Below are 9700 nucleotides of genomic sequence, written 5' to 3' on the forward strand. Positions count from 1 at the left end.
AGTCGAGCAGCATCCGGACGCGGCGCACCACGGCGTACGAGCCGCCCGCCATCCAGGCCGGATCCCCCTTGTCCGGTACGAAGATCCGCCGGTCGAAGTCCGGCTCCTCCGGCTTCGGGTTGTTCGTCCCGTCGACCTGGCCCATCAGATTGCGCACGGTCATGGGGTGGCCGGTGGCCCCGGGGGTGCGGTTGAAGCCGTTCATCTGCCAGCGCAGCCGGGCCACCTCCCCGGCCTCCCGCTGCAGCGCGCGCAGCGCGTGGAAGGCGACGAGCCCGTCATTGGCGCCGATCTGGATCCACAGATCGCCGTTGCTGCGCTTCGCGTCGAGCGCGTCCGAGGCGAAGTCGGGCAGCGGGGCGAGCGCCTGCGGGAGCCGGTCCTTCAGTCCCGCCTTGGCGAAGAAGGAGCGGCCGAAGCCGAAGGTGACCGTGAGGGACGACGGTCCGGCGTCGAGCGCGATGCCCGTGTCGTCCGCCGGGGCCTTGCCCTCGGTCAGCTCGCGCGCCGTCCTCGACCACCGGCGCAGCAGCGCGGCGGCCTGCTTGCGATTGGCGCCGGGCGCCAGGTCGAAGGCGATGAGATGGCCGTGGGCCTGGAGCGGGGTGGTGATCCCGGCTTGGTGCTTGCCGTGGAAGGGGACGGTCGTGGAGCCGACCGAACTGAGCGGCGAGGGCGTGTTCCGCGTTGCCTCCGCGGCGTACGCGCCGGCCGCCCCGCCGACGACGAGCCCGGCCGCGCCCGCGGCGCCGGCGGTGCCCAGCAGACGGCGCCGGGACACCCCGGCGGGGGCGGTGTGCTGGTCCTGCGGTGTGTCGGGAGTTTCGGGGGTTTCGGGGGCCTTCGGGGCCTGCCGAGTGGTCATTGTGCGACCTTCACGTTCCTGGTCTCCGTCACCTGGTCGATGTCGGAGGTGCGTACGGTCAGGGAGAGCAGCCACTTCCCGGCCATGGGGAGCTGCACGCTCTGGGCGCTCCAGTGTCCGGTGGAGCGGTGCTCGAGGGGGATCGACAGCGGGCCCAGGCCCTTCTGCTTCAGGGTCAGGGAGACCTTCACCTCGGGCACGTCGATCGGGCGGTCGGCGAAGTCGCTGATGAAGACGTTGAGGGCGTTGTCGCCGGGCAGCGCCGGGTCGAGCATGACGATGGCCTTGCCGCGTCCGCTCTTGGGGCCGGTGTCGTACGGGATCTCCACGCTCACCGGATCGACGTTCAGCCCACCGGGGTCCACGGCCGCGGCCGTGGGCTTCCCGGTCTCCGCCCGGCCCGGCTGGGTGCCGCTCAGCACGGTGGTCACCGCGAGCAGCACGGCGGCCACGACGGTCTCGGCGATCACGGAGCGGCGCAGTCCGCTGCGCTGCGGGTCGGCGTCGCGCTCCCGCTGGGCGGCGGTCTTGTCCTTGGCCGCGCGCTGACGGGCGAGCTGGGCGGTGCGTACGGGGTCGTCGTCGGCCCCCTCACTGTCCCCGGCCTTCGCCGGGCCACCGCCCTCGCCGCCGGAAGCGGCCGCGTCACCGGCCGCGTCACCGGACGCGGAGTCCGTGTGGGCCTTCTCGCCGGAACCCTCGCCGGAGCTGTCATCCGAGCCGGAGCCGGCTCCGGCGGCGCCGGTTCGGACCGGCTCCTTCACCACCGCTTTGGCCTCCGTCCGGACCTCCGCTTCCGCCGCCACCTGTGTCTTCTCCGCGCTCCCGGCGTCCGTCAGGCGGTTCGTCCAGCGGCGCGAGACGGTGGCGATGCCCACGAGCACCGCCACCAGCGCCACCTTGATCAGCAGCCAGCGCCCGTACTCCGTGCCGGTCAGCGCCTTCCAGGAGCCGACCTGCCGCCACGACTGGTACAGCCCGGTGAGGACCAGGGCGATGACGGAGCCGAAGGCGAGCCGGGAGAAGCGGACCACGGCCGCCCGCTCGATCGGCACGCCCGCGCGGAGCGTCACCGCGAGTGAGGCCAGACCGCCCAGCCACACCCCGACCGCGACCAGGTGGATCACGTCGACCGGCATGGCCAGCAGCCGCTGGATGCCGACCGAGGCGTGCTCGGCCATGGCCCAGGTCGCGGCGAGGCCCACCGTGACGACGACGCCGCCGAAGCCCAGCCCGAAGGCGAGGTCTTGGCGCCGCTTGGCGTCTTCCTCCGCCGCCTCGGTGTGGCGGGTGTACGAGCCGAAGAGCACCGCCAGGAAGACGGCCGCCACGCCGAGCAGCAGCAGCCGGGACAGCAGCGCCGCGCCCGGCTTGGTGTCGAGGACGTCGCCGAGCCCGCCGAGGTCGAAGACCGTGCCGAGCCCCTCGGAGTTGGCGTAGGGCCCGCGCAGCAGCAACAGCATCAGGGTGGCGCCGAAGAGCGTCGCCCAGCCGCCGACGGCGATCTTCCGGACCGGGCGGGAGGAGCGGCACACCCCGGCGAACACGCAAGCGCCGACCAGCGCCGCGAATCCGCCGTAGGCTGCGTACCGCCCGATGCCGTACAGGGCCGTGACCGTGCTGTCGCCGCTCTCGCCCGTCGGCGCCTTGACCGAGGTCTTGGACGGGGCGCCGATGGAGAAGGTGAACGCGCCGCTCACCGGGTGGCTGTCCTCCGAGACCGCCTTCCACGCCACCGTGTAGGTGCCGTCGGACAGCCCGGCGCGCAGCGCGACCGACGCGGTCGACGACTTGCCGCCCACGTGCGCCGCCTTCCCGGCGTCCACGCGCTTGCCCTTGGGGTCCAGGACGCGCACCGCGTCCCGGCCCAGCAGCACGCCCTCCGTGAAGGTGAGCGAGACGTCCGACGGCGCGGACTTCACCACCGCACCCTCACCGGGGCTGGTGGAGGTGAGCGCGGCGTGCGCGGACGCGGGCCCGGCGCCGAAGCTCAGCGCGCACAGCAGCGCGGCGAGCAGCGTGCCGAGGACCGACAGCAGCCGCCGGGCGGTGACGGAGATCCGGGCACCGGACCGGGGCCGGGCGGTCGGGGAGGTCAGCGAGGGCATCGGCTGTCAGTCCTTGGGACGGTACGTCGTCGGCTCGACCGGGACCTTGATCGTGACGGGGTCGGAGGTGGCGAAGTGCAGGGTGAATTCGACCTTCTCACCGACCTTCGGACGGTGGACCAGTTTTGTCAGCATCAGATGATCGCCGCCGCTGGTCAGCTTCAGTGCGCCGCCTCCGGGCACGTCGAGCGAGCCGACCTGCTTCATCTGGGTGCCCTTGGTGGTGTGCATCGTGACGTCGCGGGCGAGCGGGGTGGTGACGGACGTCAGCTTGTCCGCGCCGCCCCCCTTGTTGGTCACCGTCAGGAAGCCCGCCGCCATGTCGGCCATCGCGGGCCGCGGGATGTACGCGCCGCCGACGGACAGTTCGGGGCGGTCCCCGCTGCCGCCGTCGTCGCTGCCGCAGGCGGCGAGGGTGCCGGTCAGTCCGAGGGCGAGGGCGGCCGCGGCGGCGGCCCGGTGCCGGGAGGTCACGGGTTCTCCCCCTTGATGATCTTCGGGAGGTCCTTGGCGTACTGCTGGGGCGAGGTGGAGGTGGTGTAGATCCAGTGGCCCTTGTCGTCCTTGGGCGAGAAGCCCATCACCTGGGCGCCGTGGTTGACGATGACACTGCCGTCCTTCTCCTTCTTGGGCTTCTCGATGAAGATGCCGAGCGGCTTGGCCCCGGCCTGGATGGTGTCGAAGTCGCCGGTCAGCCCGACGAAGTCCTTGCCGCCCTGGGCGTCCAGCCACTTCCGCATCCGCTGCGGGGTGTCGCGCTCCGGGTCGGTGGTGACGAACACGACCCGCAGCTTCTCCCGCTCGGCCTTGGACAGCTTGGACACGGCGATGCCGAGGTTGCTCATGGTCAGCGGACAGACGTCCGGGCAGTGGGTGTAGCCGAAGAAGACCAGGGTCGGGCGGCCCTTGGTCTCCTTGAGCAGGTCGTACTTCTTGCCCTCGGTGTCGGTGAGGACGAGGTCGGGCTTGGTCTTGGCGTCGTTGTTCAGGACGATCGCCTGTCCCGTCTTCTGGCCGCCGGAGACGCTGGCGGCGCTGTCCCCCTTGTCACCGCCGTCGCCGGAGCCGCCGCAGGCGGTGAGGGTGAGCGCGGCGGCGACGACGAGGGCGGAGCCCAGGATCTTGGTGCGCATGGAGCTGTTCTCCAAAGAGATCGTTGGATCGGTGGTGCGTGACGGCGGAGGGCCCCCGGCCGCCGCCGTCACGCGGGTACCGGCTGGTCGGGCCGGTCAGGCCCTGGTCAGGCGGAGCGGCGGCGGCCCGCGAGGACACCGAAGGTGACCCCGGCGGCGCCGATGACGATGCCCGCGATGCCCAGCACCCGTGCGGTGGTGTCGGTGCCGTCGCCGCCGGACTCCGACGCGGTCTTCGCCGTGCCGGAGCCGGACGCCGTGGCCTTCGTCCCCTTGGCGTCGCCCGCGCTCGCGGAGCCGTGCCCGTGCGAGCCCTCGGCCGCGTCGGTGAGCTTGAGGACCGGCGCCGGGTTCTCGGGCTCGGGCCCGCCCTCCTTGGGCTCCTCGATCCAGCGCACGACCTGCTTGTCGTCGTACGTCTGGAGGGCCTTGAAGGCGAGCTGGTCGGCGTCCTTCGGCAGCGGGCCGACCGAGACCGGGAACTGCTGGAACATGCCCGGCTCGATCGTGCCGCCGGTCCAGGTGATCTTGGTGACCGCCTCGGTCACCTTGCCGTCGTCCGTCTCGAGGGGCTTGGGCAGCTTGGACTTGGTGACCTTCACGTCCCAGCCGGGCACCGGCTGGGGCATCACGGAGGCGAGCGGATGGTCGGTGGGCAGGTTGACCTCGAGCTTGACGGTCGAGGAGTCGTCCCGCTCGTTGGGCACCTTGAAGTCGACGGTGCTGTAGCCGCCCTTCTCGGCCTGCTCCGGCTGCACGGTGACGTGCGCGAAGGCGGGGCCCGCGGCGAGCAGCACCAGGGCGCCCGCGGTGAGACCTCCGAGAACCGGCAGGCGGTGACGACGCATGGCGTTCATGTCAAAGGCTCCAGATGAGGAGTGATCGGTGGGGTGGCGCGCATGCGGCTCCGGCGCGGCCACCCTCCGGTCCCGCTGGAGGAGTGTCGCGTCGCTCAGGCCGCGAGGTCGTAGCGCGGCGGTCCCCGCCTGATCACGCTGTGCTGGAGGACGACGGCCGTCGTCCCGCCCTCGTCCGCCCCGTCGTTACGCGGGCGGGGCGGCGCGGCGCCGGAGGCGGCGTCCAAGAGCCCGGTGAGCAGCGTCCGTACGAGGCCCAGCGCGGCGCGCAGCGACCGTACGAGCGCGGCCTCCGCGACCCCGCGCGCCCCGTCCAGCGACAGCCGTACCGCCCGCCACACGGCCCGCTCGCCGCGCCGCAGCAGCCAGCCGACGGCGAGCGCGGCCAGCAGATGGCCCAGGGCCATCGGCAGCGACGGCAGCAGGGCCGTCAGGCCCAGGTGGTGCGCGGACCGAGGAGTCGCGGTGGACGGCGCGGTGTGCAGGGATGAGGGGTCGATGCCCGACCGGGCGACGATCCGGTGCGCCGTGGCCGCGTCGAGGCGGCCGGGGAGCGTGGTGCACAGCAGCTTCGCCGCCATGCCGATGACGCGGCCGTCGGCGGCGTCCGCGCGGTGGGCGGCCTCCGCGGCGGCGGCCGCCTGCTGCCCATAGCCGAAGAGGGAGTGCAGCGCGAGCTGCCCCAGGGCCAGTACCGAGGCGATCCCGGGCAGCGAACGCTCCCGCCCGGCCAGCGGCAGTGCCACCGCGAACATCGCCGCGGCGCCCACGCCGAGCGTCCACAGCGGCACGGTGGCACAGGACGCCAGCACATGCCCCGCCGCGGACAGCACGACACAGACCGCGGTGAACACCGCGGCCCGCAATACGCGCAGATCGGCACCCGCACGGGCGACAGGGGAAGCCATGGCCGCGCCATCATCCCACTGGGTAAACGCGTTCCTCACGGCGGGTAGGGCGTACCGGCGCACACCCGGACAGGCCTATACACCGGTGCGCCTACCGCGCGCGTCCGCCGAATGAGCGGAGTCACGTCAATCGGACGCTTACGGACCATGGACCCAGGCAATACGTAACGGTATGTCGAGCCGCGGCCGGGAGGCTGGAGCATGAGCATCTGGTGGTCACTCCATTTGCCCCGCGAGGCGGCGAGCGTTCCGCTCGCACGACGACTGCTCCTCGGCACCATGGAGACGGCCGGAGTCGATCCGGAGATCTCCTACGACCTGTCGGTCGCCCTTTCCGAGGCTTGCGCGAACGCGGTGGAGCACGGCGGCAGCGACGGTACGGGCGGGGACTACCGCGTCACGGCCTTCATCGACGGCGACACCTGCCGCATCGAGGTCACCGACTCGGGTCCCGGCTTCGCCCGTCGGGGCGCCGTGCGCCGTGAGTCGCGCACCCGGAACGAGCGGCGTCCGGCGTCGGCGCCGAGGCCGCAGCACCCGCACAGTCCGGCTCCCGCGCACGCGGAGCACGGGCGGGGGCTCTTTCTCATCGAGGCCCTCACCGACCACGTCCGCTACCGCGACCGACCGGGCCGCGGCGGGGTGGTGGTGAGTTTCGACAAGATCCTCAAGTGGCGCGAGGACTCGCTGCTCAGAGCGTCCTGAGCGGAGAACCCCGCCTCTAGGATCTGTCGGGTGAACGCTCTCCGACCCCAAGACCCTGTCCACATAGGCACTTACGCCCTGCTGGGGAGGCTGGGAGCGGGTGGCATGGGCCAGGTGTACCTCGGCCGTTCGCCGGGTGGCCGCCTGGTGGCGATCAAGGTGATCCGGGAAGAGATCGTCGACCACCCCGGTGCGCTCGCCCGGTTCCGGCGCGAGGTCGAGACGGTGCGGGCGGTGCGCAGCGCGTACACCGCGAGCCTGATCGACGCGTCCCTGGACGCGGCCCCCTACTGGCTGGCGACCGAGTACGTCTCGGGCCCCACCCTGAGCAAGGCGGCCGAGGCACGCGGCCCGTTGCCCGCGGAAACCTGCCGCGGCGTGTTCGCCGCCCTGGCGGAAGGGCTCGCGGCGGTCCACGCGTACGGCGTCACCCATCGGGACCTCAAGCCGCAGAACGTGATCCTCTCGGCCCAGGGCCCCCAGCTCATCGACTTCGGCATCGCGCGCGGGGCCGGGCAGACTGCCCTCACCGAGCTGGGGTACGCGTCGGGTACGCCCGGTTTCACCGCCCCCGAGGTGCTGCTGCGCAACGAGACGGCTCCAGCGGCGGATGTCTTCGCGCTCGGCGCCACCATGGCGTACGCCGCGACCGGACGGCCTCCGTTCGGCCACGGCGAGGCGGCCGGTGTCAGCTATCGCGCGGTGCACGAGGACATCGACGTGGCCGGTCTGGACCCGCACCTCGCGGAGCTGATCCGGGCGTGCGTGGCCAAGGACCCGGGCGCGCGGCCGGGACTCCAGGAGGTCGTCGCGCGCTGCTCCGTACGGTCGGCCCTGGCGGAGGACCCCACGTACGCCGCCCTCGTCGCCCTCGCCGAACCGGCACCCCGGGCGCCGACGGCCCCTGGGACGCCGACGGCTCCCGGCTTCGGCCCGGCTGAGCCCTTTACGCAGACCGGCCTGCCGCCCGCGCCCCCGCCCCCGGGGCCGTACGCCTACACCCCGACCCAGCTGTCCGCGCCCGGCGCCCCGGCGAAGCGGCGCACCTGGCTGCTGGGTACATCGGTAGGGCTCGGCGCCGCCGCGCTGGCCGTCGTCGCGGTGCTCCTCGCCCAGGGGCTGGGCGATGGCGACCGGGGCACGGAGGCGAAGGACGACGGGAAGAAGTCACCGACGGCGTCGGAGGCGCCGAAGAAGAGCGCACCGGCCTATATCGACAGCAATGTGAAGGTTTCTCGCGATTTCTGGACCGCCGACCCCGAGAAATGGGGCGGAGGGGAATGCAATCTGCCGCCCGAGGAGCGGCAGGAGGCGGACATCGTGCACTCCGTCGACCCGGATCCGAAGACCGGCAAGGCGCACATCACCTTCCGGACCAAGCCCATGAAGAAGACGGACCGGAAGTATTACCTGTCCGTCGCGGTCAAGCCCCCGCACGAGATCGACTCGGATACGGGCAAGCCCTACGACTTCGGCACCGGGCCCGCGCAGCAGAACCTCAACCTGGGCTACACCAGCAAACCCTTCGATCTGTACAGCCTGGCTGGTACGTCCGACGACGCGCGTCTGACCTACCCGGACGACTTCGCGGGGTGGTTCCGGGGGAAGAAGAAGGACGAAGCCATCCCCCTGGGCAACGATCCGGGCGACTGGACGGTGCAGTTCCTGCACGTGGAGAAGCCCAGGGAATACGCGAGCGTCGTCTGTACGGGTTTCACCTGGAAGTAGGGGAATCGCCGGGCGTCAGCGCCCGGCACAGCGCCTCCAATGCCCCCGCGAATGCGTGATCGGGCGGGGCCGCATATCCCACCACCACTCCGTCTCGGGCCGGGCCGACGGCATCGGGGTGGCGGTAGTCGGCCAGCCCGTCGAGGGCGAGCCCGTGGCGGGCGGCGGCCCGTACGGCGGAGCGCTCGGTGCCGGGCGGTAGCGCGAGGACCGCGTGCAGCCCGGCGGCGATGCCGGAGACCCGGATGTGCGGGGCGCGCTCGGCGAGCGCGGCCACCAGCTGGTCACGCCGCCGCCGGTAGCGCTGACGCATCCGGCGCACATGGCGGTCGTAGCCGCCGGACTCCAGGAAGTCCGCGAGCGTCAGCTGATCGAGGGCGCTCACCCACCCCTCGCGCTCCCCCTTGGCGGTCAGCGCCTCGTCCACCAGCGCGTCCGGCAGGACCATCCAGCCCAGCCGCAGCGCGGGCGAGAGGCTCTTACTGACCGAGCCGACGTACAGCACGCGGTCGGGGTCGAGGCCCTGGACGGCGCCCACCGGCCGCCGGTCGTAGCGGAACTCGCCGTCGTAGTCGTCCTCCACGATCAGCCCGCCGCTCGCCCGCGCCCAGTCGACGGCCGTTGCGCGCCGCTCCGGATGCAGCGGTCCGCCGGTCGGGAACTGATGGGCGGGGGTGAGCAGCACGGTCGTCACGCCCCGCAGGTCCCGGTGGGTCGCCAGCTCCTCGGTGCGGGCGCCGTGCTCGTCCAGCGGGAGCGGCACCGTCCGGATCCCGGCGGCGGCCAGCAGCGAACGGTGAAAGTCCAGGCCGTACGCCTCGACGGCCGCCTTGTGGCGCAGCGCGCGGGTTCCGCTCAGCAGCCGCAGGGCGTGTGCGAAGCCCGAGCAGATCACGATCCGGTCCGGGTCGGTGCGTACGCCACGGGCCCGGGCGAGGTAGTCGGCCAGGGCGCGGCGCAGTTCCGGGCGGCCGTGCGGATCGCCGGGGCCGAACGCCTCGCTGGGCGCGGCGGTCAGCGCGCGCCGGGCCGAGGCCAGCCAGGCGGTGCGCGGGAAGGAGGCGGCGTCCGGGCTGCCCTGGAGCAGGTTGTGGACGGGACGCGGGGCGTTCTCCCGGTCACCGCTGCTCCGGGCGCCCCCGGTGCGCCGGGCCCGGGGCGGGTCGGCCCGGGGCGCCACGCGGGTGCCCGAACCCTGGCGGGCGGTGAGCCAGCCCTCGGCGACCAGTTCCGCGTACGCGTCGGCGACCGTGTTACGGGCGATGCCGAGGTCGGCGGCGAGCGAGCGGTAGGGCGGCAGCCGGGTACCGGGCGCGAGCCGCCCGCCCCGGATGGCGTCCCGCAGCGCGCGCATCAGGGCGGCGCGGCGGCCGCCCGCCCCCGCCCCGCGTGGAGA

At 73.0% G+C, this 9700-nt stretch carries 9 protein-coding genes; 2 read left to right on the plus strand and 7 right to left on the minus strand.

All coding sequences use genetic code 11. The features are described 5' to 3' along the window. From SSOG_RS22635 to SSOG_RS22660, 6 genes are all read right to left on the minus strand, one after another. On the minus strand, positions 1-865 hold an 865-nt coding region (locus tag SSOG_RS22635; RefSeq protein WP_009716567.1), incomplete at its 3' end, for a Dyp-type peroxidase. Further along, positions 862-2973: a copper resistance CopC/CopD family protein gene (locus tag SSOG_RS22640; RefSeq protein WP_009716568.1), complete on the minus strand. Its 2112-nt coding sequence runs from the start codon at positions 2971-2973 to the stop codon at positions 862-864. The genes SSOG_RS22640 and SSOG_RS22635, both read right to left, overlap by 4 nt. A 6-nt stretch (positions 2974-2979) precedes the next feature. Next, positions 2980-3447: a copper chaperone PCu(A)C gene (locus SSOG_RS22645; protein WP_009716569.1), complete on the minus strand. Its 468-nt coding sequence runs from the start codon at positions 3445-3447 to the stop codon at positions 2980-2982. Then, positions 3444-4106: an SCO family protein gene (locus SSOG_RS22650; RefSeq protein WP_039938403.1), complete on the minus strand. Its 663-nt coding sequence runs from the start codon at positions 4104-4106 to the stop codon at positions 3444-3446. The genes SSOG_RS22645 and SSOG_RS22650 overlap by 4 nt, the downstream gene beginning before the upstream one ends. A 107-nt stretch (positions 4107-4213) precedes the next feature. After that, the gene (locus tag SSOG_RS22655) at positions 4214-4963 is read right to left on the minus strand and encodes a YcnI family copper-binding membrane protein (RefSeq protein ID WP_208867370.1); all 750 of its coding nucleotides are present in this window, start codon (positions 4961-4963) and stop codon (positions 4214-4216) included. A gap of 95 nt (positions 4964-5058) precedes the next feature. Next, positions 5059-5871: a hypothetical protein gene (locus tag SSOG_RS22660; protein ID WP_039938406.1), complete on the minus strand. Its 813-nt coding sequence runs from the start codon at positions 5869-5871 to the stop codon at positions 5059-5061. A gap of 201 nt (positions 5872-6072) precedes the next feature. Here SSOG_RS22660 and SSOG_RS22665 point away from each other — a divergent pair, with 201 nt between their 5' ends. Both SSOG_RS22665 and SSOG_RS22670 read left to right on the plus strand, forming a co-directional pair. Continuing rightward, positions 6073-6576, plus strand: coding sequence for an ATP-binding protein (locus SSOG_RS22665; RefSeq protein ID WP_039938411.1), 504 nt, complete (start codon positions 6073-6075; stop codon positions 6574-6576). Positions 6577-6606: 30 nt separating this feature from the next. Continuing rightward, positions 6607-8304: a serine/threonine-protein kinase gene (locus SSOG_RS22670; RefSeq protein WP_009716574.1), complete on the plus strand. Its 1698-nt coding sequence runs from the start codon at positions 6607-6609 to the stop codon at positions 8302-8304. On the opposite strand, the gene pdxR is transcribed toward SSOG_RS22670, so the two are convergent. Beyond that, on the minus strand, positions 8291-9700 hold a 1410-nt coding region (pdxR, locus tag SSOG_RS22675), incomplete at its 5' end, for a MocR-like pyridoxine biosynthesis transcription factor PdxR (protein WP_063631587.1). The genes SSOG_RS22670 and pdxR overlap by 14 nt on opposite strands.

Origin of the sequence: Streptomyces himastatinicus ATCC 53653 (assembly GCF_000158915.1) — a bacterium.
Classification (GTDB): Bacteria; Actinomycetota; Actinomycetes; order Streptomycetales; family Streptomycetaceae; genus Streptomyces; species Streptomyces himastatinicus.

Excerpts from the sequence above, each read along its gene's own strand:
- SSOG_RS22665 (WP_039938411.1), top strand. The coding sequence starts at position 6,073 with ATGAGCATCTGGTGGTCACTCCATTTGCCCCGCGAGGCGGCGAGCGTT.
- SSOG_RS22660 (WP_039938406.1), bottom strand. The coding sequence starts at position 5,871 with ATGGCTTCCCCTGTCGCCCGTGCGGGTGCCGATCTGCGCGTATTGCGG.
- SSOG_RS22640 (WP_009716568.1), bottom strand. The coding sequence starts at position 2,973 with ATGCCCTCGCTGACCTCCCCGACCGCCCGGCCCCGGTCCGGTGCCCGG.
- SSOG_RS22650 (WP_039938403.1), bottom strand. The coding sequence starts at position 4,106 with ATGCGCACCAAGATCCTGGGCTCCGCCCTCGTCGTCGCCGCCGCGCTC.
- SSOG_RS22655 (WP_208867370.1), bottom strand. The coding sequence starts at position 4,963 with ATGAACGCCATGCGTCGTCACCGCCTGCCGGTTCTCGGAGGTCTCACC.